Origin of the sequence: Salmonella sp. SAL04214 (genome assembly GCF_046550615.1) — a bacterium.
Taxonomy (GTDB): domain Bacteria; phylum Pseudomonadota; class Gammaproteobacteria; order Enterobacterales; family Enterobacteriaceae; genus Salmonella; species Salmonella enterica.
Window position 1 is genome coordinate 449,973 of sequence record NZ_JBGDXT010000002.1, and the last position, 26,348, is coordinate 476,320.

General features: G+C 50.1%; 25 protein-coding genes. 6 read left to right on the forward strand and 19 right to left on the reverse strand.

Features of this window, described 5'->3' with window-relative positions; all coding sequences use genetic code 11:
• Window positions 1-11 precede the first annotated feature (11 nt).
• From siiD to ssb1, 5 genes are all read right to left on the reverse strand, one after another.
• A complete protein-coding gene (siiD, locus tag ACLJQD_RS05295; protein WP_001081935.1) occupies window positions 12-1,289 on the reverse strand; it encodes an SPI-4 type I secretion system protein SiiD in 1,278 nt (425 codons plus the stop codon).
• Window positions 1,286-2,605, reverse strand: coding sequence for an SPI-4 type I secretion system protein SiiC (siiC, locus tag ACLJQD_RS05300; protein ID WP_023242873.1), 1,320 nt, complete (start codon window positions 2,603-2,605; stop codon window positions 1,286-1,288). Before siiC ends, siiD begins: the two co-directional genes overlap by 4 nt.
• The gene (locus tag ACLJQD_RS05305; RefSeq protein ID WP_017441249.1) at window positions 2,595-3,983 is read right to left on the reverse strand and encodes a MotA/TolQ/ExbB proton channel family protein; all 1,389 of its coding nucleotides are present in this window, start codon (window positions 3,981-3,983) and stop codon (window positions 2,595-2,597) included. The genes siiC and ACLJQD_RS05305 overlap by 11 nt, the downstream gene beginning before the upstream one ends.
• On the reverse strand, window positions 3,980-4,612 hold the full coding sequence (gene siiA, locus ACLJQD_RS05310; RefSeq protein WP_017441250.1) for an SPI-4 type I secretion system auxiliary protein SiiA: 633 nt from the start codon (window positions 4,610-4,612) through the stop codon (window positions 3,980-3,982). Before siiA ends, ACLJQD_RS05305 begins: the two co-directional genes overlap by 4 nt.
• Window positions 4,613-5,651: 1,039 nt before the next feature.
• Window positions 5,652-6,182, reverse strand: a complete 531-nt coding sequence (ssb1, locus tag ACLJQD_RS05315; RefSeq protein ID WP_000168322.1) for a single-stranded DNA-binding protein SSB1 — start codon at window positions 6,180-6,182, stop codon at window positions 5,652-5,654.
• Window positions 6,183-6,429: 247 nt separating this feature from the next.
• On the opposite strand from ssb1, the gene uvrA reads away from it, so the two are divergent.
• The 3 genes from uvrA (at window position 6,430) to ACLJQD_RS05330 (ending at window position 10,167) form a co-directional block, all read left to right on the forward strand.
• Window positions 6,430-9,255 (forward strand): excinuclease ABC subunit UvrA, encoded by a 2,826-nt coding sequence (gene uvrA, locus ACLJQD_RS05320; protein ID WP_017441251.1) that lies wholly within the window; start codon window positions 6,430-6,432, stop codon window positions 9,253-9,255.
• A 131-nt stretch (window positions 9,256-9,386) separates the two neighbouring features.
• Window positions 9,387-9,842 (forward strand): hypothetical protein, encoded by a 456-nt coding sequence (locus ACLJQD_RS05325; RefSeq protein ID WP_017441252.1) that lies wholly within the window; start codon window positions 9,387-9,389, stop codon window positions 9,840-9,842.
• Entirely contained in the window at window positions 9,829-10,167 is a 339-nt protein-coding gene (locus tag ACLJQD_RS05330) for a hypothetical protein (RefSeq protein ID WP_000146597.1), read from the forward strand. The genes ACLJQD_RS05325 and ACLJQD_RS05330 overlap by 14 nt, the downstream gene beginning before the upstream one ends.
• Here the strand turns inward: ACLJQD_RS05330 and ACLJQD_RS05335 are convergent, their stop codons facing one another.
• From ACLJQD_RS05335 to dnaB, 6 genes are all read right to left on the reverse strand, one after another.
• A complete protein-coding gene (locus ACLJQD_RS05335) occupies window positions 10,168-10,524 on the reverse strand; it encodes an MmcQ/YjbR family DNA-binding protein (RefSeq protein WP_000155665.1) in 357 nt (118 codons plus the stop codon).
• Between the two features lie 2 nt (window positions 10,525-10,526).
• Window positions 10,527-10,943: a secondary thiamine-phosphate synthase enzyme YjbQ gene (locus tag ACLJQD_RS05340; RefSeq protein WP_000270392.1), complete on the reverse strand. Its 417-nt coding sequence runs from the start codon at window positions 10,941-10,943 to the stop codon at window positions 10,527-10,529.
• Between the two features lie 128 nt (window positions 10,944-11,071).
• The gene (gene aphA / locus ACLJQD_RS05345; RefSeq protein ID WP_000724435.1) at window positions 11,072-11,785 is read right to left on the reverse strand and encodes an acid phosphatase AphA; all 714 of its coding nucleotides are present in this window, start codon (window positions 11,783-11,785) and stop codon (window positions 11,072-11,074) included.
• Window positions 11,786-11,971: 186 nt separating this feature from the next.
• Window positions 11,972-13,165, reverse strand: coding sequence for an aromatic amino acid transaminase (tyrB, locus tag ACLJQD_RS05350; protein WP_000486910.1), 1,194 nt, complete (start codon window positions 13,163-13,165; stop codon window positions 11,972-11,974).
• Between the two features lie 185 nt (window positions 13,166-13,350).
• Complete coding sequence (gene alr / locus ACLJQD_RS05355; protein WP_001147296.1) at window positions 13,351-14,430, reverse strand: alanine racemase; 1,080 nt, start codon at window positions 14,428-14,430, stop codon at window positions 13,351-13,353.
• Window positions 14,431-14,461: 31 nt separating this feature from the next.
• Window positions 14,462-15,877, reverse strand: a complete 1,416-nt coding sequence (gene dnaB / locus ACLJQD_RS05360; protein ID WP_017441253.1) for a replicative DNA helicase — start codon at window positions 15,875-15,877, stop codon at window positions 14,462-14,464.
• A gap of 64 nt (window positions 15,878-15,941) precedes the next feature.
• Here dnaB and ACLJQD_RS05365 point away from each other — a divergent pair, with 64 nt between their 5' ends.
• Window positions 15,942-16,925, forward strand: a complete 984-nt coding sequence (locus tag ACLJQD_RS05365; RefSeq protein WP_000235555.1) for a quinone oxidoreductase — start codon at window positions 15,942-15,944, stop codon at window positions 16,923-16,925.
• 174 nt (window positions 16,926-17,099) lie between these two features.
• On the opposite strand, the gene pspG is transcribed toward ACLJQD_RS05365, so the two are convergent.
• The 3 genes from pspG to ACLJQD_RS05380 all read right to left on the reverse strand — a co-directional run bounded on the left by pspG (window position 17,100) and on the right by ACLJQD_RS05380 (window position 19,906).
• Window positions 17,100-17,342 carry an envelope stress response protein PspG gene (pspG, locus tag ACLJQD_RS05370; protein ID WP_000891414.1) on the reverse strand — a complete coding sequence of 81 codons (243 nt, stop codon included), beginning with the start codon at window positions 17,340-17,342 and terminating at the stop codon, window positions 17,100-17,102.
• A 167-nt stretch (window positions 17,343-17,509) separates the two neighbouring features.
• Window positions 17,510-18,508, reverse strand: coding sequence for a tRNA dihydrouridine(20/20a) synthase DusA (gene dusA / locus ACLJQD_RS05375; protein WP_001825318.1), 999 nt, complete (start codon window positions 18,506-18,508; stop codon window positions 17,510-17,512).
• 87 nt (window positions 18,509-18,595) lie between these two features.
• On the reverse strand, window positions 18,596-19,906 hold the full coding sequence (locus tag ACLJQD_RS05380; protein WP_001039335.1) for a conjugal transfer protein TraF: 1,311 nt from the start codon (window positions 19,904-19,906) through the stop codon (window positions 18,596-18,598).
• A 246-nt stretch (window positions 19,907-20,152) separates the two neighbouring features.
• On the opposite strand from ACLJQD_RS05380, the gene zur reads away from it, so the two are divergent.
• Window positions 20,153-20,668 (forward strand): zinc uptake transcriptional repressor Zur, encoded by a 516-nt coding sequence (gene zur / locus ACLJQD_RS05385; RefSeq protein WP_017441254.1) that lies wholly within the window; start codon window positions 20,153-20,155, stop codon window positions 20,666-20,668.
• A gap of 98 nt (window positions 20,669-20,766) precedes the next feature.
• Here zur and ACLJQD_RS05390 read toward each other — a convergent pair whose 3' ends face one another.
• The 5 genes from ACLJQD_RS05390 to ACLJQD_RS05410 form a co-directional block, all read right to left on the reverse strand.
• Window positions 20,767-20,976, reverse strand: coding sequence for a CsbD family protein (locus ACLJQD_RS05390; RefSeq protein WP_001030592.1), 210 nt, complete (start codon window positions 20,974-20,976; stop codon window positions 20,767-20,769).
• A gap of 21 nt (window positions 20,977-20,997) precedes the next feature.
• Entirely contained in the window at window positions 20,998-21,111 is a 114-nt protein-coding gene (locus tag ACLJQD_RS05395; protein ID WP_010989093.1) for a hypothetical protein, read from the reverse strand.
• Window positions 21,108-22,433: an MATE family efflux transporter DinF gene (gene dinF / locus ACLJQD_RS05400; protein ID WP_001128113.1), complete on the reverse strand. Its 1,326-nt coding sequence runs from the start codon at window positions 22,431-22,433 to the stop codon at window positions 21,108-21,110. Before dinF ends, ACLJQD_RS05395 begins: the two co-directional genes overlap by 4 nt.
• A gap of 178 nt (window positions 22,434-22,611) precedes the next feature.
• On the reverse strand, window positions 22,612-23,220 hold the full coding sequence (gene lexA / locus ACLJQD_RS05405; protein ID WP_000646079.1) for a transcriptional repressor LexA: 609 nt from the start codon (window positions 23,218-23,220) through the stop codon (window positions 22,612-22,614).
• Window positions 23,221-23,328: 108 nt separating this feature from the next.
• Complete coding sequence (locus ACLJQD_RS05410; RefSeq protein WP_000002902.1) at window positions 23,329-23,697, reverse strand: diacylglycerol kinase; 369 nt, start codon at window positions 23,695-23,697, stop codon at window positions 23,329-23,331.
• 170 nt (window positions 23,698-23,867) lie between these two features.
• Here ACLJQD_RS05410 and plsB point away from each other — a divergent pair, with 170 nt between their 5' ends.
• Window positions 23,868-26,288, forward strand: a complete 2,421-nt coding sequence (gene plsB / locus ACLJQD_RS05415) for a glycerol-3-phosphate 1-O-acyltransferase PlsB (RefSeq protein ID WP_000017360.1) — start codon at window positions 23,868-23,870, stop codon at window positions 26,286-26,288.
• Window positions 26,289-26,348: the final 60 nt, after the last annotated feature.

Sequence of the window (26,348 nt, forward strand, 5' to 3'; positions counted from 1 at the left end):
TATATTCACTCTCAAGGTGTATCTAATCGTTTAGTATTAACTGGTTCTGAAAAGGCTTTGTCCACGCCTTTCATCAAGGGAGATAACAGGTATTCCATAATGCTGTGTTTTCCGGTAATTACACTAGCGTCAACAGTCATACCTGGTTTTAACCACCGTAAATCATCTTCATTAACATCGAATGCAATAATTACTTTATAATAACGCTGAATTGTTCCTCCGGTATTTTCCTCATAGGAATCAGGGCTAATATTATCGATAGTCGCATTATACGATTTTATCTTTGGTTGGATAATTGACTGCACATCCAGTTTAACGGCTTCATCTACATATATTTGGTCACGGTATTTGGGTAATATTTTCACATCGGCCAGCATAGTCCTTACTTTTGGTTTTATTTCAAAAAGTAAGTCTGCCGCCTGAATCACACCACCATGAGTAGTGGCACTTTTATTGATTTTATAAATTACACCGTCAACCGGTGAATAGATATCCTCCTCATTTATCTGCTTCTCTATTACTTTTAATGTAGAGTTAACAACCTCAAGTTCCTGGAGATTTTTAGATATTATTTTAGATAAAGATAAGCGCAATTCATTATTAAGCGCCTCAATATCATTAACAACCAGCTCAATATCATCTTTTTTTAAAGTGATGCTACTTTCAATATCATTAATTTCAGACTTAACTTTTATATACGCCTGTTTCTTGTTAAGAAAATTGGTATATGGGCTAATTCCTTTTTTTACCAGTGGAGAAAGAATATTTATTTCTTCGGCAAGCAATGCAAGTTCTTTTTCTTTCGAACTCAGCTTCTCTTGTAATCCGCTAATCTCAGAATCAAGAGAGGTTTTTTTTAACTCTTTAGCTCTTATCTGACTATGCACTAATTCAATATTCGCTTTTACCTCTTTATTGCTTAAAGAACGGGTACCATCCAGGGTAATCAACCCACTCTCATTTTCTTTATCAAGAATGAAAGATATTTCGTTAACATCTTTATCCAGATACCCTTTTTGAGTTCTATACCTTTGATATTCTTTTTGCAGATCAAGGTTAACGACCTTTGCAAGGAGTTCTCCTTTTTTTACAGTATCACCCTCGGCCACATAAATATCTTGTATCGTCCCTCCTTTAGAAAGAGATATTAACTGAGCATTATCTTTAGTAGTGATAACGCCCTGACCATGAACCACTGAATTAATTTCTATAAAGTAGGTAAGGATAATAATTAAGATCGTCAAAGAAATAATTATCATCATGAGATGATCGCTTTGTCTTCTATTCATTTCATTACATTTAACTCACTTTCAGTATTTCCTTTTAAATAATCCATTAAATGAAAAATCAATGAGAGTTGCTGTAACTTTAAAATATACAGGCTATATTTGCTGTCGATCATGCTTACATATGCCTGAAATGCTTCATTACGGCTTGAAATTAAATCAAGCAAACTTTTTTGCCCTAACTGAAACTCCTGCTCATATAATTTAGTAAGCTGTAACGCGTTTGTATGTGAACGTTCCGCCACTGAGTAAGTCTCTTTTGCAGCGGCGTATCTTGAAAGTTGTGAATCAATGTTATAACGCGTTTTAATCAAAAAATCGTCAATTTGCAGCTTAGCCTGCGAGTAACTTGCCACCATTTTTCTTTCCTGGGCTGAATTTCTGAACCCATTAAAAATGTTGAAACTGACATTGATACCCGTTTTAAATTCATCTTCATAATCACTTTTTTTGGCACTACCGCTCGGGTTATTCTGTACATAGCTGGACACGAGATCTACAGTCGGAAAATAGGATGATTTTGCGGCATTAATATCTTCGGTCGCGGCTTTTCGGGTATTGACAAGCATCTTATAGTCATCGTTGTATTTCATCACCATGTCCATAAGTTTTTCAGGGCTTTCGACAAAGATATATTTTTTGAAGAGGTTGAATTTTTCATCGCTTTGAATCTGAACTGGCGATAAATTCAGACCAGTCATATTCTGCATTTTATACATTTCATCATCCAACATCGACTGATACATAATGCTTCTGGTATTTAATGCATCGATAGATACTTGTACTTTACGCATATCAGATTGCATCGCTACACCGGAAGATACCAGCAACGAAAAAGTTTCCAGCATCTTTTTATAAAACTCTTTCTCCAGATTTACGCCATCAATCATTTCACGATATTTACTGATGTTGTAATAGGTTGTCACAACCTCCTGAGACACTATATTCTTTGTTTTTTCATAGTCAGTTTTACTATTATCTCTTTCATATTCAGATTTCCTGATATTAGCCCCCCTCACTCCAAAATCCGTTATTCGGTATGATAAAGACACCTTATTTTCAACGTTCCTCTCGGTACCTGACGACTCCTTTCTGTTATTATTAAGGCCAGATGTTAGATCCAGGGTAGGATAAAGTGCTGCCCGTGAAAGATCTAAGTCACTGTTTTTCTTTTCAGTCTCATAATATGAAACAGCAACAGAGGGCTGATGTGTTAATGCGGCATTAACTAAATCTCTTAGAGGAATGACCGGAAGCTCGCTGGCGTATGTGCTTTGTGTAATAAAAGCAGTCGTCAGAAAAAACATCTTAATCTTCATTTTTTTCCTCCTTGTTTAACAAACGTTGCTTTACTATTTCCTGATGCATAGATGTTATTTTTTCCATTAATGGCATATAGGTATCACGGTAGCTAACCATTTCAGCACTAATCTCTTTAGTATTAGTAATAATCTTTTTATCAGTAGCCGATAGATCGGATAGCGCTAAATGAACATTATTCATATCCTCATCCATTTCTTTTCTCAGCCCATCGAGAGTATGGGAAATATCGGCACTGCCAGCGGCAATATCGTTTATGGTCTTACCATGTGAAAGAGATTCCTGATAACATTTATCAACTGATGCCATTATTGAATCATTCTTTTTATCTATAATATTTTGTATTGTACTCATTGCCTCCAGTCGTGCATTATTATCAGCAAGCAGGATATTACCTTCAGATAAACGAGAGGTAATTGTTATTACACCGTCAGATAATTTTTTGAGATTTTCGTTACTGCTTACCAGATAACCATCAATCAGCGTAGAAAGTTGTTCCAGTTTTGCTGAGTTATCCAATATTCGGTTTTGCAAAGTGACAAAGCTATCTGATAGCATCACTCGTTTCTTTTCTTCATCCTGCGCCCGTAAGTTTTCAACTGTCAGGTAGTTATCAAAAAACGCTTTAAACAACTCTTTAAATTCTACAAGCGTCTCTGATTCAACCCGCAGGCTTCGTTGTTTATTATTGGATCTGTTGCTTATGATTTTTAATTTTTTGATTTCCGTAGAAACAAGGGAATAGGAGCTGCGAACAAAAACACTTTGTGAGGTCAGGAGTATGGCGCAAACAACACCATAGATAGAAGATACAAATGCGGTATTCATCCCTTTCAATGGTTCAGAAAGCGACGCTACCATTGTCACGATCATATTGAGTGTATTACTTGCATTATCACCGCCAACATCTGATGGCGAGCTCAATAAGTTCCCGATTGAACCAATCGTAATAGACAGACCCGCAAACGTCCCCAACAGGCCAACAAGCGTCGACACATTGCTACAGCTCATAATAAATGACAATCGTTGGTTACGGGCGGTAGACACATTGTCATCTAATTCCATCAGTAAATTGAAATCACACTGTTTGGGCTCCCCGGCAAACAAAACCTGATTGAGGTTAGAAAGAATGCTATTTTTTCTACTGGCGTCCTGAGCTATTAATATGTCTTTTGCTGAAATGTTTTTAAGAATAGTGAATAATGCACACAAAGAACCTGTAATATAAATGGCAATAATGACTCCATTGTAAATTGCAGAAACCATGAAGTTATCAAAGACATACTCTCTTATACCGGGAAAAGATAAAGCGAAAAAAGGGAGTATGGCAAGGAAAAAACAGACAAACAAATAGCGGTAATGATTTATATATTTCACTCTGACACCTTTTTATTAATAGTCGTGATAATAGCTTTACTCGTTGTACTTGATGCTGCGGAGTTAACACTCATGTCAATAACTACATCAGGATATATCTTCTTAATCTCTTTCATTAAAATAATTCCCCGTTCATATCCCAGTCGTAGAGAGTCAGAGAAAGAGATGTCTGCCTGAGGAATAACCATTTCTATCAATAAATTACTATTGGTTTTGTCTTCTAACCAAGCCTCTATTTTATGAGTGTCCTCTTCTGAAAAGCTTCTCAGCCTGCCATGATACGTAATAACAAGCTCATTTTTTGTAGATGTTATATCAATTTTCTGACCATCGGCGATATCGTATACTCCAACCTCCTTACCTGACATTGTAGTCATTCCGTCCGACACATCTTGTGTATTCACTTCCTTATTATCTATTTCATTAGCATTTGAATTGTCATTGGCTCCGCTATTTTGAGCAGTAGATTTAGTCTTACTCTCTATATTTGCTTTATAAACTTTAATTGAGTTGTCATACATAATAATCATATTATTAAGTGCAAACACCAACATAAGAAATATAAAAATGCACAATACCGTAGAGAATGTATCAACAAAACTAGGCCACGGATTACTTTCGTCTTCCATGTTGTCTCCTGATATTACATTGTGAATAAAATGTTTTTGTGGATTAGAAAGAATAAAGGATGCTCAACTTATTCAGAAAGTGAACGCTACCGCCCTTGGCTTCCTGCTACCAATACGCTTTATAGATTTCAGTTTTCTTACATCTCGTAATCAGAAAAATAAAAACAACGACGCCATTTTTATGCGCCCACAACAAAGATGAGTGCTTTAATTAAAAACACTCTTCATTTTTTAATTAGGTAGACATCAATTATTGCACTAACTATATCTTCCTCAATAATAGGTATCGCATAAGCTCTCAGCTCATAAATAAAAAATAGTCATCAGCAAATTAAAACCACCCGCCGATAAATAGATTTGTTAGCTAATCATTGAAACTCTAAATCATTTTAAGGACATATTTCTTTTTAATACGCGTTATAACCATACGTATTTAATAAATTTGCCTCCAGAGGATAAAATGAATTTTCACAATTAAAACATAGGGTCATAGGGACTTCAATATAACTTAAATTATTAAAAATATAATAAGTGGAGAGTAAAAAATCAGAATTGCGTAAAAACACACACAAATAAAACCATTTTTTATATAAAGCCAGCTATAAGTAACAACTTTATCTTCAGCAATTAAAAATAAAGCAAGATGCACATATCATATTTGAGCTCATCACAAGCTAAAGCAAACATTTAATTAACTATTGATAATACTGACCATTCTCTAACGTTATTTTATAATATCTTTTTGTTGTCAAAAAATGGCTATAAATTATATATTTTGCAGATGAGTTTTCTCTTTCATATTTAAGACAATCCGGGTTATTGCAGTACATTTATGAACTTCGGCTGGATAATGATGTGCCGAGGCGAGTCGGCCAGAGGCGATAAGCGACATTTTTCCGTAAGATATGCGCTTCTCTTTTTTGAAAGGGATACAAAGACAATAATACCAGGTAAGAAAATGCCTGGTTTACACCAGGCATTTCAGCAGACGAGAACTATAGCGAAAATGCAAATAACGCTTTGAGTTTTTTACCAAAAATCAGAACGGAATGTCGTCGTCAAAATCCATTGGCGGTTCGTTAGACGGCGCTGGCGCGGATTGCTGTGGACGCGACTGCGCGCCGCCGCTGAACTGGTTGCCGCCCTGCGGCTGCTGAGGTTGTTGCGGCTGACCCCAACCCCCCTGCTGCTGACCGCCTGCCGGTGCGCCGCCGCCCTGGCGACCACCCAGCATCTGCATCACGCCGCCGATCTGCGGAACGTTAATTTCAGTCGTATAGCGTTCCTGGCCACTCTGATCGGTCCACTTGCGGGTACGCAATTGACCTTCGATATACACCTGAGAACCTTTACGCAGATATTCGCCGGCCACTTCCGCCAGTTTGCCGAACATCACCACCCGGTGCCATTCAGTCTGCTCTTTCATTTCGCCGGTCTGCTTATCGCGCCAGGATTCAGAAGTAGCCAGCGTTAAGTTGGCGACAGCGCCGCCACTCGGCATATAGCGTACTTCCGGGTCCTGGCCCAGATTACCAACGAGAATCACCTTGTTTACGCCTCTGCTGGCCATAATTGAGTCTCCTGAATACGTTTCATAAATAGTGTAAACGCGTGAGTGTACCATTTCCACGTAGCATTTTAATAGCTGCGATGCAGGTTCCAGGTCACTCGCGCGAACCTCATATTGTTGCATACTTTAGCTGAAGATGCATTCCAATACTGTATATTCAAACAGGTTAAATTGTGTCATAATTAGCCGTTTCTGCCGTTTGTCCTTCAAACAAACCAGGCATCCGAGTCTCTACCGGGAAAGGTGAATGGATAAGATCGAAGTTCGGGGCGCCCGCACCCATAATCTCAAAAATATTAACCTCGTCATCCCCCGCGACAAACTGATTGTCGTGACCGGGCTTTCGGGTTCAGGCAAATCCTCACTGGCTTTCGACACTCTGTATGCCGAAGGGCAGCGTCGTTACGTTGAATCGCTCTCCGCTTACGCGCGGCAGTTTTTGTCGCTCATGGAAAAACCGGATGTCGACCATATTGAGGGGCTATCACCCGCGATCTCAATTGAACAGAAATCGACATCGCACAACCCGCGCTCTACGGTGGGTACTATTACCGAGATCCACGACTACCTGCGCCTGCTGTTTGCCCGCGTGGGCGAGCCGCGTTGTCCGGACCATGACGTGCCGCTGGCGGCGCAAACCGTTAGCCAGATGGTCGATAACGTGCTGTCGCAGCCGGAAGGCAAACGTCTGATGCTGCTCGCGCCGATTATTAAAGAGCGTAAAGGCGAACACACCAAAACGCTGGAAAATCTGGCAAGCCAGGGTTACATTCGCGCCCGTATTGACGGCGAAGTCTGCGATCTCTCCGATCCGCCGAAGCTGGAGCTGCAAAAGAAACATACCATTGAGGTGGTGATCGATCGCTTCAAAGTTCGCAACGATCTTTCCCAACGCCTGGCGGAGTCGTTCGAAACGGCGCTGGAATTATCCGGCGGCACGGCGGTTGTTGCCGATATGGACGATGAGAAAGCGGAGGAGCTTCTGTTCTCCGCCAATTTTGCCTGCCCGATTTGCGGCTACAGTATGCGCGAGCTGGAACCGCGTCTGTTCTCGTTCAACAACCCGGCAGGCGCCTGCCCGACCTGTGACGGCCTCGGCGTTCAGCAATATTTCGATCCGGACCGCGTGATCCAGAATCCCGACCTGTCGCTGGCAGGCGGCGCGATTCGTGGTTGGGATCGTCGCAATTTTTACTACTTTCAAATGCTCAAGTCGCTGGCGGAACACTATAAGTTCGACGTGGATGCGCCGTGGGCAAGCCTCAGCGCCAACGTACACAAAGTCGTGCTGTACGGTTCCGGCAAAGAGAACATCGAATTTAAATATATGAACGATCGCGGCGATACTTCCGTGCGCCGCCATCCGTTCGAAGGCGTGCTGCATAATATGGAGCGCCGTTATAAAGAGACGGAATCCAGCGCGGTGCGCGAAGAGCTGGCGAAGTTCATCAGTAATCGCCCCTGCGCCAGCTGTGAAGGAACGCGACTGAATCGCGAAGCGCGCCATGTATTTGTGGAAAATACGCCGCTGCCTGCTATTTCCGATATGAGCATTGGCCATGCGATGGATTTTTTCACTAATCTCAAGCTTTCCGGGCAACGAGCGAAAATCGCCGAAAAAGTGCTAAAAGAGATCGGCGATCGCCTCAAGTTTCTGGTGAACGTCGGCCTGAACTATCTCACGCTCTCCCGCTCGGCAGAGACGCTTTCCGGCGGCGAAGCCCAGCGTATTCGTCTGGCGAGCCAGATAGGCGCCGGGTTAGTCGGCGTGATGTATGTGCTGGATGAGCCGTCCATCGGTCTGCACCAGCGCGATAACGAACGGCTGCTGGGTACGCTGATTCATCTGCGCAATCTTGGCAATACCGTGATTGTCGTGGAACACGATGAAGACGCCATCCGCGCCGCCGACCATGTGATTGATATTGGCCCCGGCGCGGGCGTTCACGGCGGCGAGGTGGTGGCGGAAGGCCCGCTGGAAGCCATTATGGCGGTACCGGAATCGCTGACCGGCCAGTACATGAGCGGTAAACGCAAAATTGAAGTGCCGAAACAACGCGTGCCGGCAAATCCAGAAAAAGTGCTCAAACTCACCGGCGCGCGCGGCAACAACCTGAAAGATGTGACCCTTACGCTACCGGTAGGGCTGTTTACCTGTATCACCGGCGTCTCGGGTTCCGGTAAATCGACGCTGATTAACGACACGCTGTTCCCCATCGCCCAGCGTCAGTTAAACGGGGCGACTATCGCCGAACCGGCGCCGTATCGGGATATTCAAGGGCTGGAACATTTCGATAAAGTGATCGATATCGACCAGAGCCCGATCGGGCGCACCCCGCGTTCCAACCCGGCGACCTATACGGGCGTCTTTACCCCGGTTCGCGAACTTTTTGCTGGCGTGCCGGAATCTCGCTCGCGCGGCTATACGCCAGGGCGATTCAGCTTCAACGTGCGCGGCGGTCGCTGCGAAGCGTGCCAGGGCGATGGCGTCATTAAAGTCGAAATGCACTTTCTGCCGGATATTTACGTGCCGTGCGACCAGTGCAAAGGCAAGCGCTATAACCGGGAAACGCTGGAGATTAAGTACAAAGGCAAGACCATCCACGAAGTGCTGGATATGACCATTGAAGAAGCGCGTGAGTTCTTTGATGCGGTTCCGGCGCTGGCGCGTAAGCTGCAGACGCTGATGGACGTGGGGCTGACCTATATCCGTCTTGGTCAGTCGGCGACGACGCTTTCCGGCGGCGAGGCCCAGCGCGTGAAGCTGGCGCGCGAACTGTCGAAGCGCGGCACCGGGCAGACGCTGTATATTCTCGACGAGCCGACTACCGGCCTGCACTTTGCCGATATTCAGCAGTTGCTTGACGTTCTGCATCAGTTGCGCGATCAGGGCAACACCATCGTGGTGATCGAACACAACCTGGACGTCATTAAAACGGCGGACTGGATTGTCGACCTCGGCCCGGAAGGCGGCAGCGGCGGCGGCGAAATTCTCGTCTCCGGTACGCCGGAAACCGTGGTGGAGTGCGAGGCGTCGCATACCGCCCGCTTCCTTAAACCTATGCTCAAATAACCTTCACGCCGCTTTCCGATTCGCCGGGAAGCGGCATCATTTTTCCTCATCCCACCTCATTGTATCCGTGTTGAGCATTTGTGATTTGCGTGCCGCCTCGCTCTGACATGTGATAGCGCAAACGGTCTGTTATGGAAAACACCATGAAGTTGCCCTACGCAATCACACTACTGCTGTGCCTGTTTTTATCCGCCTGTACGCTGCCTGACCGCTTTAGCGCCGTGGCTTTTCAACAACTGACGCTATTACAAGCGCGCTCAACCCGCTTCCTGCAGGACGCGGCGCGAATACCGTGGCAAAAAGAGACACTGCTCAAGGATGACCGCGATATCCGCCAGACATTTTTTCAGGCTGAACGGGTCGCCCGTCAAGGTGGGGATAAACACCGACTCGATAATCTGGCGCTGCTGAAAAATCACTATTTGCGTCTTTATGCGCGGGTTATGCAACGTAAGCAACCACTTACTTACATCCAGACTGAGAGATACCAACAGCAAAATAATCAGGTCTGGAAATTAGCCATACAGGGCGAGTGTCTGCATTGGGGCGCCCGCTGCAGTCAGGGAGAGGAAAATGGCGTCTATTAACGAAATACATTACCTGATGACCACCGCCCGGGCCGAACATCCTGTAGCCTCCTCGGCGATTGCCGAGTTTATCCAGGCGTATAAGCAGGCAAGAGAAGACAGCGACGACGGTATCCGCGAGTCCGCCGCGTTTATCGCCCGCGCGCTTCAGGAACATGCTCGCGGCTGGCTGGACGACGATGATATGATTATTCTGCTGGAAGGACAGCGGGACCTCGCCAGGCTACGCGCCAATAATGCGCAAATCGCCCTCGGCAGCCGTATCCGGTCTACGGTTATCCGCCTCATTGATATCGCCCTGGCGTTGTTGGTCGGCGCGCTATAATCAGGACTGCGGCAACTGCTTGCGTTTATCTTCCGGCAGCGCATTTACCGCCTGTTGATAAGAGGCATCGACCAGATAATAGAGTTGTGAATCCGGCAGCGATCCGTCCAGATAGACCGTGCTCCAGTGCGCTTTATTAAGGTGCCGACTCGGTCGTACATCGCTGTGCTGCTGACGTAACAACTCTGCCAGTTCCGGGCTGGTTTTGAGAGAGGCTGCCGGGCGTCCTTCAACTTCTTTTACCATCGCGAAAAGTACATCTTCCACTTTAATTTGCGTCGCTTTCCAGTCGCTGTGGACGCTCTGCTCTGCGCCAGGTTTTGCCATGCAGTATTGCAGTAATTCCGAAATGGTCATTATCATTCCCCTTGTAGTGTCGCGATGATTTTACGTGGACCGCCGTGAATACGGTGCTCTCCCAACCAGATACCTTGCCATGTTCCTAACTGTAAACGCCCCTGGCGTACAGGCAGCAGCAACGAGACGCCCAATACTGACGACTTAATATGCGAAGGCATGTCATCCGCGCCTTCGTAATCATGTTCATACGCCGCATTATCGGGAACGGTTTTCAGGAAATGGCGCTCCATATCAGCGCGCACGGTGGGATCGCAGTTTTCGTTTAGCGTCAGCGAGGCCGAGGTATGTAGCAACAACAGATGCAGCAAACCCGTTTCGACAGGCGGTAAGCCAGACAATTTATCGATAATTTCATCTGTTATCAGATGAAACCCGCGCGGCTTCTCGCTCAGTGTAATGGTGCGCTGATACCACATAGGCTGCTCCTTCCTAAAAACAAACGTCTCCTGAATAGTGTGCAGCAAGTCTGGAAAAGGTAAAAGCCAGCGGGGCAAGTTTGTGCAAAAATCATGCAAAAAAGGAGAGCCTGTCGCTCTCCTGATTTTTAGTACTCCGAGTTGACAATGACTTCCTCGCCAAACGCTCCTGCCTGTGGCAGCGGTTTGTAGGTGGAGTTAGCCGCGCGCAGGATGCGAATACCGCGGATACCACAATCACGGGCCGCGGTAATATCGTTATCCGAATCGCCGTAGAAGATACGCATGTTCTTCTCCTGCAGCCACTGTACTTTCGTATTTTGTTCCGGTTTATCGCCGGCGAAAATCACCGGATTCATATTCGCCGCCGGAATATGGAAGTTATCCGCCAGCGTTTTCGACACGGTTTCCGTTTTCGTCTGACTACGACCAGTGACAAAGTAAATACTGTCGCCACGGCGAACATGCATATCAATGAGCTGTCGGGCCACTTCTTTTGGAATACTGAACTCATCCCAGCCGTTGTTCATTTTTTCCCAAAAGGCCGGATTTTTCAGATAATCGTCGCTGTCCGGGGAGTAGGTTTTCTTTCCGCGCCAGAATCCGGGGCTGGAAAATAACACGGTGTCGTCAATATCAAAGCCGACCGCCATCGGCGGGCGTCCGGTGAGGCTGTTTTCAATCTGGGCGACAGAGACCCAATGGACAGGCGCTTGTTCCGCGAGTTTTGCAACGTTAGTGCCCGGATTGAGCGTCGAAGGGGAAGATACTAACGCATTCGCGGAATGGTTTAGCGTAAACAACAAACAGACGGCACTCAGCGCCAGGGTTATTTTTTTCATGCTTTTCCCTTAAAATTCAAAATATTATAATTATTAAGATGAGTCTTTGCTCAAAAAACTATCTGACCATAACGCCAGTAACGGTCAAAAGGAAGGATTATCTGCGGTTTTGTTACGAAAAAAGAGGATGATCACAACAGCTATTGTCAGGCCGGAGGGCACTGTTATCGCCGTCCGGCCTGAATATTACATGACAGCGGCAAATGCCTTCGCCACGCGGTGTACATTTGAAGCATTAAGCCCGGCGACACACATGCGGCCACTGGCAATCAGGTAAACGCCAAACTCATCGCGCAACCGCTCGACCTGCTCCTCGCTTAACCCGGTATAGCTGAACATACCGCGCTGCTGTAACAAGTAATCAAAGTTGCGGTCAGGCATCTCCGCCTTCAGCTCCTTCACCAGCGTCTGGCGCATCGATATAATGCGGTTACGCATCGCGTCGACTTCCGCCAGCCAGCCCGCTTTTAACGCCTCATCGCCCAGGACCGTAGCGACCACCTGAGCGCCGAAACACGGCGGACTGGAGTAAATTCGGCGCACCGTCGCTTTTAGCTGTCCCAGAACCCGCGCGGCAATTTCAGCATCTTCACACACCACGGACAGGCCGCCGACGCGCTCGCCGTACAGCGAGAAAATCTTCGAAAAAGAATTACTGACTAACGCAGGTAACCCGGCGCTGGCAATGGCGCGAATAGCGTAAGCATCCTCGTCCATGCCTGCGCCAAACCCCTGATAGGCAATATCAAGGAACGGAATCAGATCGCGCGCTTTCACTATCTCAATCACCGCATCCCATTGCGAAGGCGTTAAATCCGCCCCGGTCGGGTTGTGACAACAGGGGTGCAGCAGCACGATACTGCGCGCAGGTAACGTATTCAGCGTGGCCAGCAGATCGTTAAAACGGATGCCGTTAGTCGCGTCGTCATACCAGGGGTAAGTACTCACTTCGAATCCTGCCCCGGCAAATATCGCAATATGGTTTTCCCAGGTGGGGTCGCTCACCCATACGCCTGCGTCGGGGAAATAACGCTTCAGGAAATCCGCGCCCACTTTCAGCGCGCCGGAACCGCCTAATGTCTGGATAGTGGCCACTCGCTGTTGCTGAAGAACCGGGTGATCGGCGCCAAAGAGCAAAGGCGCGATAGTATGGCGATAAGTATTGAGTCCTTCCATCGGCAGGTACAGCGAAGCGCCATGCGGCTGCGCGTTAAGCCGGGCTTCGGCTTCGGCCACCGTTTTAAGCTGTGGGATAATCCCGTCTTCGTTGTAATACAGGCCAATGCTCAGATTTACTTTGTCGTGACGGGAGTCGTCTTTAAAACGCTCCATCAGTGAAAGAATCGGATCGCCGGCATAGGCGTCAACTTTTTGAAACACGCGATGGTTCTCCAGGTTTACAGATGGCAGGAAATACCACAATAAACCGGAAGGACGAGAAGATCGAGAGGATGTTGTGGTGGATGCGCATATTGCCGGATGGCGGCGTGAACGTCTTATCCGGCCTACAGTCAATGCGCGAGACAAGCCGGATAAGCGCAAGCGCCACCCGGCCCGCCGCGTATTTAATCAATATACTTCATCGCCACCCTTGAGGTCAGGCGCGTGATAAGTTCGTAAGCACTTACTTTTGTTATTTCAGCGATACGTTCAACCGGCAGACCTTCACCCCATAAGACCACCGGATCGCCCGCGTTATCCTGCGCGTTTGGCCCCAAATCCACGCAAATCATATCCATCGCCACCCGCCCGACAATCGGAACTTCACGGCCATTGACCAGTACTGGCGTACCGGAAGGCGCCGCTCGTGGGTAGCCATCGCCATACCCCATCGCCACCACGCCCAGGCGCGTGTCGCGCTCACTCACCCATGTCCCGCCGTAGCCCACCGGTTCGCCCGCTTTGTGGTCACGCACCGCGATCAAACTGGAGGTTAAGGACATCACCGGCTGAAAACCAAAATCCGGCCCCCAGGGTTTGTGCTCCAGCGGCGATACGCCATACAAAATGATGCCCGGACGCGCCCAGTCAAAGTGAGACTGCGGCCACAGCAGAATACCGCCAGACGCGGCAATAGAGCGCTGACCGGGTTTACCCTGACAGAAGGCATTAAAAATGTCGAGCTGATGTTCGGTAGCTCCGCATTCCGGCTCATCCGCACGGGCAAAATGGCTGACGATATTCACCGGCTGGCGTACATTTTTACAGTGCGTCAGACGCTGGTAGAACGCCTCCGCCTCTTCGGGACGCACGCCGAGACGATGCATACCGGTATCCAGCTTCATCCAGACCGTTACCGGCTCCGCCAGCTCTACCGCCTCCAGGGCGGCAAGCTGCTCCTGATTATGTACGGCGGTATGCAGACATTGCGCGGAAATGGTCGGCAGATCGGCGGCGTCGAAAAAACCCTCCAGCAGCAGGATAGGCTGCGTGATCCCGCCCGCTCGCAGACGTAGAGCCTCTTCAAGACGCGCCACGCCAAAAGCGTCAGCATCAGGGAGCGTTCGCGCGGTCTCCAGAAGACCGTGTCCATAAGCGTTCGCTTTCACCACCGCAACCAGCTTACTGGCAGGCGCCAGTTCACGCAGACGTTGCAGGTTGTGTCGCAGAGCGCGGCGGTTAATGACGACTGTTGCCGCTTGCATTTGAATTCCTTGTTAACAGAATGACGGAGAGTTACTCATCATCGTATTGCGGTCCCGCATAGTTATCGAAGCGCGACCACTGACCATTGAACGTCAGACGAACCGTACCGATAGGACCGTTACGTTGCTTACCAATAATAATTTCAGCAATGCCTTTTAAGTCGCTGTTCTCGTGATAAACCTCATCACGGTAGATAAACATAATTAAGTCGGCATCCTGTTCAATAGAGCCGGATTCACGCAGGTCGGAGTTCACCGGACGTTTATCCGCGCGTTGTTCCAGGGAGCGGTTAAGCTGCGATAGCGCCACGACCGGCACCTGGAGTTCCTTCGCCAGCGCTTTCAACGAGCGAGAAATTTCGGCGATTTCCAGAGTACGGTTATCAGAAAGCGACGGCACGCGCATCAATTGCAGGTAGTCGATCATAATCAGACTTAACCCGCCATGTTCGCGGAAAATACGCCGCGCGCGCGAACGGACTTCTGTCGGCGTAAGACCTGAGGAGTCGTCAATATACATATTGCGTTTCTCCAGCAGAATGCCCATCGTGCCGGAGATTCGCGCCCAGTCTTCATCATCGAGTTGACCGGTACGAATACGTGTCTGATCGACGCGGGACAGCGAGGCCAGCATACGCATCATGATCTGTTCGCCGGGCATCTCCAGACTGAAGATCAGTACCGGTTTATCCTGCAACATCGCCGCATTTTCGCAGAGGTTCATCGCAAAAGTGGTTTTACCCATGGAGGGACGCGCCGCGACGATAATCAAATCCGAACGCTGCAACCCTGCCGTCTTTTTATTGAGATCCTGATAGCCGGTATCCACGCCTGTAACGCCATCGTGCGGTTGCTGGAACAACTGCTCAATACGCGCCACGGTAGCGTCGAGAATCTGGTCGATGCTTTTCGGACCTTCGTCTTTGTTGGCCCGGTTTTCCGCGATCTGGAAGACGCGCGACTCCGCCAGATCCAGCAGTTCGTCGCTATTGCGCCCCTGTGGATCGTAACCGGCGTCCGCAATTTCATGCGCCACCGCGATCATATCGCGGACCACGGCGCGTTCGCGCACAATGTCCGCATAAGCACTGATATTCGCCGCGCTTGGCGTGTTTTTAGACAACTCCGCCAGATAGGCGAAACCGCCGACGCTGTCCAGTTGGCCCTGCCGCTCCAGCGATTCCGCGAGCGTAATCAGGTCGATAGGACTGCCGCTTTCCTGCAAGCGCCCCATCTCCATAAAGATATGGCGATGCGGGCGGGTATAGAAATCTTCCGCCACCACGCGCTCGGCCACATCGTCCCAGCGCTCGTTATCCAGCATTAAACCGCCCAACACCGACTGTTCCGCTTCAATCGAGTGCGGCGGCACTTTTATCCCGGCAACCTGCGGATCGCGGTCGCGGGCATCAGTCTGTGGTTTGTTGAAGGGTTTATTTCCTGCCATAGTGAATGGAGTTACCGAGATAGTGATTGGGTCGAAAGATTACCACATTTCTTTTGGAGGAAGCATGGCAACGCGTATTGAATTTCACAAGCATGGTGGTCCGGAAGTGCTTCAGACCGTGGAGTTTACGCCAACGGAACCGGCGGAACACGAAATCCAGGTTGAGAACAAAGCCATTGGTATCAACTTCATCGACACCTATATCCGTAGCGGACTCTATCCGCCCCCGTCGTTGCCTGCGGGCCTGGGAACCGAAGCTGCGGGTGTGGTCAGTAAAGTCGGCAACGGCGTGGAGCACATTCGCGTCGGCGATCGCGTCGTCTACGCGCAGTCAACGCTCGGCGCTTACAGTTCCGTCCATAACGTCCCCGCAGATAAAGCCGCGATTTTACCTGACGCCATTTCCTTCGAACAGGCGGCAGCCTCTTTTCTCAAGGGGTTGACCGTTTTTTACCTGTTGCGCAAAACCTATGAAGTGAAACCCGACGAACCCTTCCTGTTTCATGCCGCTGCGGGCGGCGTCGGTCTGATCGCCTGCCAATGGGCGAAAGCGCTGGGCGCGAAGCTTATCGGTACCGTCGGTAGCGCGCAAAAAGCGCAGCGGGCGCTGGACGCCGGCGCCTGGCAGGTAATTAATTACCGTGAGGAGAGCATTGTAGAACGGGTAAAAGAGATCACCGGCGGCAAAAAAGTCCGCGTGGTCTATGACTCCGTGGGGAAAGATACCTGGGAAGCCTCACTGGACTGCCTGCAACGTCGGGGACTGATGGTCAGTTTCGGCAATGCGTCCGGCCCCGTCACCGGCGTGAATTTAGGTATTCTGAATCAGAAAGGTTCCCTGTATGCCACGCGACCTTCACTACAGGGGTATATTACGACGCGTGAAGAACTAACCGAAGCCAGCAATGAATTGTTCTCATTGATCGCCAGCGGCGTGATTAAAGTTGATGTGGCTGAAAATCAACGCTATGCGTTAAAAGATGCCCGTCGCGCGCATGAGGTGCTGGAAAGCCGGGCCACACAGGGCTCAAGCCTGCTGATTCCGTAATAGCTCTGCAAAGAAATTGGGCTTCCACCCGGGAAGCCCTTTCTTTTTTTGTTCGGCTGTATGTAGGGTACAGCGCGATGAATTCGTTACCAGCGCAATCATGACAGATTTAATAATCGATTCCTATTTGCCTGTGAGGGCAAAGTTCCAGGTTGTGACGAACCGCTCAATACCTTAGTAAAACCGACGGTTATTGCGCTGATACTGTGGGATTTTTGGCGTTTTTACTGCTTTGATCACCCACACCACAGCCACCGCCAGCAGTAGCCACGGTAACAGCTTGATCATCAGGGCGAACATTCCGCCCAGGAACATGACGGCAGTCGCTACAACCAGCGCGGCCAGAATGCCCAGCAAGGAGACGCCCGTCACCATTAACATCAGAAAAAAGCCAAGCACAAAAAGTAGTTCCAGCATAGTCGCTCCCCATAAAGATGGCATTGCCCGGCGGCACGGCGCTTACCGGGTTTGGTCAGGTAAGCTATTACAAAAATCATGCCAATATTTATGTTTTTGATATATAAAGAAAACGCCCTGCAAGACTGCACAGAGCGTGGTGAGATTGACTAATTTTTGGCGAACTTTTAACGCTTGTCTGCCACCAGTTTTAGCGCCTGCTCCAGTACAGCAACATCCGCGCCAGCTTTATGGGCGTTTTCGCTCAGATAGCGACGCCACTGCCGCGCGCCGGGGATGCCCTGGAACAACCCCAGCATATGGCGAGTGATATGCCCCAGATACGCTCCCTGGCTCAATTCACGCTCAATATAGGGATACATCGCGCGAACCACCGCAACCGGGTCGGCATCGGTGGTATCGGCGCCAAAGATCTCCCGATCCACCGCGGCCAGTATACCCGGATTCTGATAAGCTTCGCGGCCAACCATGACGCCATCCATATGGCGCAGGTGCTCCTTCGCCTCTTCCAGAGATTTGATGCCGCCGTTAATGGACATGGTCAGGTGCGGAAAATCCCGCTTTAGCTGATAGACGCGCGGGTAATCCAGCGGCGGGATCTCACGATTTTCTTTCGGGCTTAAGCCAGAAAGCCAGGCTTTGCGCGCATGGATAATAAACATCTCGCATTCGCCCTGACCGGAAACCGTATTAATGAAATCACACAGAAACGCATAGCTGTCCTGATCGTCAATACCAATGCGGGTTTTTACCGTCACCGGAATCGAGACGACATCACGCATGGCTTTAACACAATCGGCGACCAGTTGCGCATTGCCCATCAAACAGGCGCCAAACATACCGTTTTGCACGCGATCGGAAGGGCACCCCACGTTGAGGTTAATTTCATCGTAGCCACGCGCTTCCGCCAGCTTTGCACAATGCGCAAGCTGAGCCGGATCGCTTCCACCAAGCTGTAGAGCGACCGGATGCTCTTCTTCGCTATAAGCCAGATAGTCACCCTTACCGTGAATAATCGCGCCCGTGGTCACCATTTCGGTGTAGAGCAGCGTCTGGCGAGACAGCAAACGCAGGAAATAGCGGCAATGTCTGTCCGTCCAGTCGAGCATAGGCGCGATGGAGAAGCGATAAGCAGGAAAAGCGGAGGACTGGGTTTCAGGCTGCATGGCGAATAAATAAGCATCCGGTTAAAAAAGGGGCGTTACTATAGCATAACGCTAAACCGGAGGCGTAGCGCCTCCGGTGAAAGCACCTCAGAATGTCATCGTAAGCTGCGCGCCAGCCCCCCAGGTTTCATCTTCGCCGTACAGTCCCATTAAATCGAGATGCACACGGTTAAAGGGCGCAAAGCCAAGACCGCCGGTAACCACATTGCTATCGTTATTTTTCACATCCGCACGATACCCTGCGCGCACCGCCAGCCATGACAACGGTCGAACTTCAGCGCCGACACCCACGTACTGTGAATTGTCTTCGCTCTTAAAGCCTTTCGTTTCCGTCAGATCGCCATCGGCACTTACGGTCAGCAAATCGTTATGCCATGCGATGCCCGCGGTAACCAGGGGGCGGATTTGGTATGTATCTTTGTAGTTGGTGGTTTCTCCCGTCATACCATTAGTGATGTAAATATCTTTCGTATCGATATCGCGAGATACCAGATTTTGCCCGCTCAGCCCCAACGTCCAGTTTTCACCGATATCGGCAGCAAGCCCCGCATCAATGTTAAAACCCGTATCGTCATTGCGATAACGGCTGCTATTCCAGTCGCTACTGTCGTAGTTATAAATTGAGGTGGTGTAGTTATAGAGCCAGGTTTTTTGCAGTTTTGGCGTAACGCCAATGGAAACAGGCACCTCGCCCACCACAAACTGCTTCGCCAGCGCAATACCGTAGTCAGATACAATCGCTACCCGCCCCGACGCGGTAGAGTTTAAATGCTTTGTAATTTCGTCAGACCCCAGCAAAGCAGCGCGTCCTGCTTCACGAAGCGCGACACGTTCATCATGCTGGATATCGCGCAGATACTGAATATCGTTCTGATCAATGGACGAACTCACGCGCCCATGCGCATAACCTTTGGCGATAAACGCCACGGAAAGCGTTTGCCCTGGAATACTTACCGCCAACCCGGCGCCGGCATTGGCGCGGGCGGTTTTTCCGTTGAGATATTCCAGCTCATCGGCCAGGTCGCGCGCGGCGCCCTGAAATTGATTCAGCACGCCTCGCGGATTGAGCAGAATTTGCCCCAGCGTAAGGTTATCGACGACCTCATCGTAGTAATCCACTTTATCGCTGATATCGTCAATTTCATCCTGGAGATTGTCTTTATCCGTAATCTGGACGCCGACCGCAGGAAGGACAACAGTGATATTGTCTTCCGGTTTGGCTTTTGCCAGTAACGCCGGATTTAATAGTACTCCGCTGCCATAATTCGCGGACGCAACGCCCGTCCCGCCCATTGCGTCATTACGCGCTTCCGTCCAGGTATTGGCGGCGCTCGCCTGCTTTGCCATAAAAAGCGAGACCGCGATAGCAATCAGTGAAAGTTTGACGTTTTTGTTCACAGTTAGCCCATCTTATTATCAGGTGAAGTAATCCCTCCGCCACGCTTTACCGGACAGAGGCGAACTATTGCTGTGAAATAGTGATGTTAAATCCTGTTGTTATAATATCGACCCTCATTAGGTATAGATGAGAATACTGGCGCGGAAAAGCTTAGCAGGCGATATATTGTCGCGGGGTAATTTCAGAGTTTTAAGCAGCTCGTGGTAAAGTAACGGATTAGACTTTCATGCCATTCGAGGTGCTACATGGAAAAGACCACAACGCAAGAGTTACTGGCGCAAGCTGAAAAACTCTGCGCGCAGCGCAACGTGCGCCTGACGCCTCAGCGCCTCGAAGTGCTGCGCCTGATGAGTCTGCAACAGGGTGCCATCAGCGCATACGATTTGCTCGATTTGCTGCGCGAAACGGAACCACAGGCCAAACCGCCCACCATTTACCGCGCGCTGGATTTTTTGCTCGAACAGGGTTTTGTCCATAAAGTGGAATCCACCAATAGTTATGTGGTTTGCCACCTGTTCGATCAGCCGACGCACAGCTCGGCCATGTTTATCTGCGATCGTTGCGGCGTGGTGAAGGAAGAGTGTGCCGAGGGCGTGGAAGACATCATGCATACGCTGGCGGCTAAAATGGGATTTGCGCTACGACATAACGTTATTGAGGCGCACGGTCTGTGCCCTGCGTGCGTAGAAGTGGAAGCGTGTCGCCATCCGGGCGACTGTGGTCACGATCACTCGGTGCTGATGAAGAAAAAACCGCGTTAGCCTGAACGGAAAACGGGCGGCAGTAGAGAGGGGCACGCCCGCATTCATAAGCAAACAGTGGGAAGCACATCCATGTACTCCTGGTAGGGGAAAACATATTACCAGCGATAGTTGTTACGGGTTTCCCAGTCAACAACCTCTTTTTCCGCCTGATCTTTCTGGTAACCGTAACGCTCCTGGATTTTACCTACCAGTTGGTCGCGTTTACCTTCGATAACGGTCATATCGTCATCGGTCAGTTTACCCCATTGTTCTTTCATTTTACCTTTAAACTGTTTCCAGTTACCGCCGGCTTCGTCTTTATTCATCATCTTGTCCTCATCATTCGGTTAGGAATAGCAGGTGTTATTCGCCCAAATGCTCTGCAATTTCTGCTGGACGTGATAATAATTGTAGGCAGGAATTCGGCCTTCGGTTTTATATTCAGAATTTTTAACCGTCACGATCTGGCAAACCATGTACCCTCGCGCCAGTGACGACGCCAGATAAGGCTCAACGACAGACCGCGAAGCGCCAGGAACACGGTTAATGCCAGCCATAAACCATGATTTCCTAATACCGGCAGGGCGAAGAGCGTCAGCGCGAATCCTCCCGCGGCGACTGCCATGCTATTGCGCATTTCGGCGGCGCGCGTCGCGCCAATAAACATACCGTCGAGCAGATAGCACCATACGCCCACCAGCGGTAATACCACCTGCCAGATAAGATACCGATCCGCCAGTAGCTGTATTTGCGGCAATGAGGTCAGTAACGCGACAATATGTTCGCCTGCCAGGGCATAGACTGTGGAAAACAATAAGGCCACAATCCCTGACTGACGACACGCTGCTCGCCAGACGTCCAGTAGCTTGCTACCGTCACGCGCGCCGTAAGCCTGACCGGAGTGCGCCTCCACCGCATAAGCAAAACCGTCCAGCGCATAGGCCGTAAAGGTGAGTAAGGTCATCAGGACTGCATTTACCGCGATAATATCGCTGCCCAGCCGCGCGCCTGACACCGTGATTGCGCCAAAACAAAGCTGAAGGAGCAATGAGCGCAGCATGATATCGCGATTGAGCGCCAAAAGGCGGCGCACGTTGCCGCGCCAGGCCTGTTTTAGCATATCCAGCGACACACCGCGGAGATGGAGAACTTTACGTACCATCATGAGGCCGATCAGTAACGTGGCATATTCTGCGATGACCGTCGCCAGGGCGGCGCCCTGCACGTTCATATGAAGCCCCATCACCAGCCACAGGTCGAGCGCGATGTTGAGGATATTGCCCACGACCAACAAGATAACCGGCGCCCGCGCATACTGAACGCCTAACAGCCAACCGAGCAGCACCAGATTCGCCAGTGACGCGGGAGCGCTTAGCCAACGAATTTCAAGGAAGCGTCTCGCCTGCACCAGGACAGCGTCGTTCCCGCCGACAATATGTAAAGCCAGCTCGATAAGCGGCGTGCGAAATAGCACAATCATCACGCCAGCGCCCAGCGCCAGCAATAACGGTTGAATGAGCGCCCGGGCTAACGCCTGCGGATTTTTGGCGCCAAATGCCTGCGCCGTTAGGCCGGTGGTGCTCATACGTAGAAATAGCAGCAGCATGAAAAGAAAGCTGGTGGCAGTCGCGCCCACCGCCACGCCGCCCAGGAAAACCGGGCTGTCCAGATGACCAATCACCGCCGTATCGACCAGCCCCAGTAAGGGGACGGTGATGTTAGAAAAAATCATCGGCAGCGCGAGACGCCAGAGAGCTTTATCAGAGGAGGTAAAAAGCGGCATGGAGAAAAGCCTGACAAGGAGTTAAACGAAACGAGCGCATTGCCGGATGGCGACGTAACGCCTTATCCGGCCTACAAATTAATCATCTCAGGAACTGCATTCCCGTAGGCCTGATAAGCGCAGCGCCATCAGGCTGCACGATTGCCGGATGACGGCTTACAAGGAGATTAAAAAGAGATTACAACCATTCCCCGTTGCGAATGACGCCTACCGCCAGCCCTTCAATCGTAAAGCTTTGTTCGCGCAGATCCACCACTATCGGTGTAAACTCGCTGTTTTCCGGCAGCAGCTCCACTTTATTGCCCTGCTTTTTCAGGCGTTTTACTGTCACTTCATCGTCAATGCGAGCGACAACCACCTGGCCATTACGGACGTCCTGCGTTTTATGTACCGCCAGCAAATCCCCATCCATAATACCGATGTCTTTCATCGACATACCGCTCACGCGCAGCAGGAAATCGGCGCTGGGTTTGAACAGTGAAGGATCGACCTGGTAATGGCCTTCAATATGCTGCTGCGCCAGAAGCGGTTCACCCGCCGCGACACGCCCGACAAGCGGTAATCCGTCCTCTTCTTCCTGTAACAGACGGATACCTCGCGATGCACCGGAAACGATTTCAAGCACCCCTTTGCGCGCCAGCGCTTTAAGATGTTCTTCCGCCGCGTTTGGGGAACGGAACCCCAAACGCTGCGCGATTTCCGCACGCGTCGGTGGCATACCTGTCTGGCTGATGTGATCCCGGATGAGATCAAACACCTCTTGTTGCCTGGCCGTTAACGCTTTCATTCCGCCCCCTGGGTGTATATACAGTCATGCTGTGAGTATATACAGTTAAAGGTGATTTTGGAACCACAAACGGCGCAAAAAACAAGAGATTTATAAAATTTGGAACCTTTATCGAAAATGTGACCATAACAGGATGCCCCAGGTCATCAGGGCAACGAAAATAGACAGTAGCACCGCAGCCGATCCCATATCTTTCGCACGGCCGGAAAGCTCATGGTATTCAGAACCGATGCGGTCCACGACCGCTTCAATAGCGCTGTTGAGGATTTCAACAATCATGATAAGTAAAACGGAACCTATCAATAATACACGGGTAATCGCATCCACATCCAGCCAGCAGGCGATGATGACGCCCAGCAATACCGCGAGGCTTTCCTGGCGAAACGCCGCTTCGTGAGTCCATGCGGCGCGAAATCCTTTCCAGGAATATCCTGCCGCTTTGATAATTCTGGTGAATCCAGTGGTATTATTGGCCATCAAAAGAACCTTTTTACATTATTAACGTCAATGACATTATACGGTTGCCCTGCACGATTCGGACTGCCGTAACGCAGCGCGAAGTATGACGGGATACAACAGAAATTCGCTAAACTTTCTGATATCCTTGCACCGCATTTGCATTATTAACCAGAGGCTTTACATCGTTTATGTCCGGCTGGCCACGAATTTACTACAAATTACTGAATTTACCATTAAGCATACTGGTAAAAAGCAAGTCTATTCCGGCGGAACCCGCCCAGGAATTGGGGCTCGATACTTCTCGCCCCATTATGTATGTCTTGCCATACAACTCAAAAGCGGACTTACTGACGCTGCGGGCGCAATGTCTGGCGCACGATCTCCCGGATCCGCTGGAGCCGCTGGAGATCGACGGCGCGCTGCTGCCACGCTATGTATTTATTCACGGCGGACCGCGTGTCTTTACCTATTACACGCCAAAAGAAGAGTCGGTGAAACTTTTTCACGATTATCTCGATCTGCATCGGAGTAATCCGGCTTTGGACGTGCAGATGGTGCCCGTTTCCGTGATGTTTGGCCGCGCGCCGGGTCGTGAAAAGGGAGAAGATAACCCGCCTTTACGTATGCTGAACGGCGTACAGAAATTCTTTGCCATCTCCTGGCTGGGTCGCGATAGCTTTGTCCGATTCTCGCCGTCCGTCTCATTGCGTCGCATGGCTGATGAACACGGCACCGATAAAATCATCGCGCAGAAGCTGGCTCGCGTGGCGCGTATGCACTTTGCCCGCCAGCGCCTGGCGGCGGTTGGCCCACGCCTGCCCGCCCGTCAGGATCTGTTTAACAAACTGCTGGCCTCGAAAGCGATCGCCCGCGCGGTAGAAGACGAAGCGCGCAGTAAAAAAATCTCTCATGAAAAAGCGCAGCAAAACGCCATTGCGCTGATGGAAGAGATCGCGGCGAACTTCTCTTACGAGATGATTCGTTTGACCGACAGGATTTTGGGGTTTACCTGGAACCGACTGTACCAGGGGATTAACGTGCATAACGCCGAGCGCGTACGCCAACTGGCGCACGACGGGCATGAAATCGTCTATGTACCCTGTCACCGCAGCCATATGGACTATTTGCTCCTTTCTTATGTGCTGTACCATCAGGGACTGGTTCCGCCGCACATTGCCGCCGGTATTAACCTTAATTTCTGGCCCGCTGGCCCGATTTTCCGTCGTCTGGGCGCGTTCTTTATTCGTCGCACCTTTAAGGGGAATAAACTCTATTCCACTGTCTTTCGCGAATACCTGGGCGAGCTGTTCAGCCGCGGTTACTCGGTTGAGTATTTTGTCGAAGGAGGACGTTCGCGTACCGGACGTTTGTTAGACCCGAAAACCGGCACCCTGTCGATGACTATCCAGGCGATGCTGCGCGGCGGTACCCGTCCAATTACGTTAGTGCCTATTTACATCGGCTATGAGCACGTCATGGAAGTGGGCACCTATGCGAAAGAGCTGCGCGGCGCGACAAAAGAGAAAGAGAGTCTGCCGCAGATGCTGAAAGGCTTGAGCAAGCTGCGCAATCTGGGTCAGGGCTACGTTAACTTTGGCGAACCGATGCCGCTCATGACGTACCTGAACCAGCATGTGCCGGAGTGGCGCGAATCTATCGACCCTATAGAGGCCATACGCCCAGCCTGGCTGACGCCGACGGTAAATAGTATCGCCGCCGATCTGATGGTGCGTATTAACAACGCTGGCGCGGCAAACGCGATGAACCTGTGTTGTACCGCGCTGTTAGCGTCGCGTCAGCGCTCGCTCACCCGCGAGCAGCTCACCGAGCAGCTTGATTGCTATCTCGATCTGATGCGCAATGTTCCTTATTCCACAGACTCAACCGTTCCTGCCGCCAGCGCTGGCGAGCTCATCGCTCACGCGCTGCAGATGAATAAGTTTGAGGTCGAGAAAGACACCATTGGCGATATCATCATCCTGCCGCGCGAGCAGGCGGTGTTGATGACCTATTATCGTAACAATATCGCGCATATGTTGATTATGCCTTCGCTGATGGCGGCGATTATCACCCAGCATCGTCGCATTTCGCGTGATGCGTTGCAGCAGCATGTTGAAGCGCTCTATCCGATGTTAAAAGCGGAGCTGTTCCTGCGCTGGGAGCGCGAGGAGTTAGCCTCGGTCATTGACGCGCTGGCCAGTGAAATGCAGCGTCAGGGGCTAATTACCCTGCAGGATGATGAACTGCATATCAACCCGACGCATTCCCGTACGCTGCAACTGCTGGCGGCAGGCGCGCGTGAAACGCTACAGCGTTATGCCATTACGTTCTGGCTGTTGAGCGCCAATCCGTCCATCAACCGCAGTACGCTGGAGAAAGAAAGCCGTACCGTGGCGCAACGTCTGTCTGTCCTGCACGGTATTAACGCGCCGGAGTTTTTCGACAAAGCGGTGTTCAGTTCACTCGTGTTGACGCTACGGGATGAGGGTTATATCAGTGATACGGGCGATGCCGAACCGGCAGAAACGATGAAGATATATCAGATGCTTGCCGATCTGATTACCTCTGATGTCCGTCTGACGATTGAAAGCGCGACGCAGGGCGAGTAAGCCAGTGCCTGAAATGCCCGATGGCGTAAGCTCATCGGGCGACTGATATGACGTATTGAA

Excerpts from the sequence above, each read along its gene's own strand:
- pspG (WP_000891414.1), bottom strand. The coding sequence starts at position 17,342 with ATGCTGGAACTACTTTTTGTGCTTGGCTTTTTTCTGATGTTAATGGTG.
- ACLJQD_RS05325 (WP_017441252.1), top strand. The coding sequence starts at position 9,387 with ATGGAAAACACCATGAAGTTGCCCTACGCAATCACACTACTGCTGTGC.
- zur (WP_017441254.1), top strand. The coding sequence starts at position 20,153 with ATGGAAAAGACCACAACGCAAGAGTTACTGGCGCAAGCTGAAAAACTC.
- siiA (WP_017441250.1), bottom strand. The coding sequence starts at position 4,612 with ATGGAAGACGAAAGTAATCCGTGGCCTAGTTTTGTTGATACATTCTCT.
- dnaB (WP_017441253.1), bottom strand. The coding sequence starts at position 15,877 with ATGGCAGGAAATAAACCCTTCAACAAACCACAGACTGATGCCCGCGAC.
- dinF (WP_001128113.1), bottom strand. The coding sequence starts at position 22,433 with ATGCCGCTTTTTACCTCCTCTGATAAAGCTCTCTGGCGTCTCGCGCTG.
- ACLJQD_RS05365 (WP_000235555.1), top strand. The coding sequence starts at position 15,942 with ATGGCAACGCGTATTGAATTTCACAAGCATGGTGGTCCGGAAGTGCTT.
- ACLJQD_RS05330 (WP_000146597.1), top strand. The coding sequence starts at position 9,829 with ATGGCGTCTATTAACGAAATACATTACCTGATGACCACCGCCCGGGCC.
- ACLJQD_RS05410 (WP_000002902.1), bottom strand. The coding sequence starts at position 23,697 with ATGGCCAATAATACCACTGGATTCACCAGAATTATCAAAGCGGCAGGA.
- ACLJQD_RS05340 (WP_000270392.1), bottom strand. The coding sequence starts at position 10,943 with ATGTGGTATCAGCGCACCATTACACTGAGCGAGAAGCCGCGCGGGTTT.
- uvrA (WP_017441251.1), top strand. The coding sequence starts at position 6,430 with ATGGATAAGATCGAAGTTCGGGGCGCCCGCACCCATAATCTCAAAAAT.
- siiC (WP_023242873.1), bottom strand. The coding sequence starts at position 2,605 with ATGAAGATTAAGATGTTTTTTCTGACGACTGCTTTTATTACACAAAGC.
- aphA (WP_000724435.1), bottom strand. The coding sequence starts at position 11,785 with ATGAAAAAAATAACCCTGGCGCTGAGTGCCGTCTGTTTGTTGTTTACG.
- lexA (WP_000646079.1), bottom strand. The coding sequence starts at position 23,220 with ATGAAAGCGTTAACGGCCAGGCAACAAGAGGTGTTTGATCTCATCCGG.
- ACLJQD_RS05390 (WP_001030592.1), bottom strand. The coding sequence starts at position 20,976 with ATGAATAAAGACGAAGCCGGCGGTAACTGGAAACAGTTTAAAGGTAAA.
- ssb1 (WP_000168322.1), bottom strand. The coding sequence starts at position 6,182 with ATGGCCAGCAGAGGCGTAAACAAGGTGATTCTCGTTGGTAATCTGGGC.
- plsB (WP_000017360.1), top strand. The coding sequence starts at position 23,868 with ATGTCCGGCTGGCCACGAATTTACTACAAATTACTGAATTTACCATTA.
- dusA (WP_001825318.1), bottom strand. The coding sequence starts at position 18,508 with ATGCAGCCTGAAACCCAGTCCTCCGCTTTTCCTGCTTATCGCTTCTCC.
- alr (WP_001147296.1), bottom strand. The coding sequence starts at position 14,430 with ATGCAAGCGGCAACAGTCGTCATTAACCGCCGCGCTCTGCGACACAAC.
- ACLJQD_RS05335 (WP_000155665.1), bottom strand. The coding sequence starts at position 10,524 with ATGACCATTTCGGAATTACTGCAATACTGCATGGCAAAACCTGGCGCA.
- siiD (WP_001081935.1), bottom strand. The coding sequence starts at position 1,289 with ATGAATAGAAGACAAAGCGATCATCTCATGATGATAATTATTTCTTTG.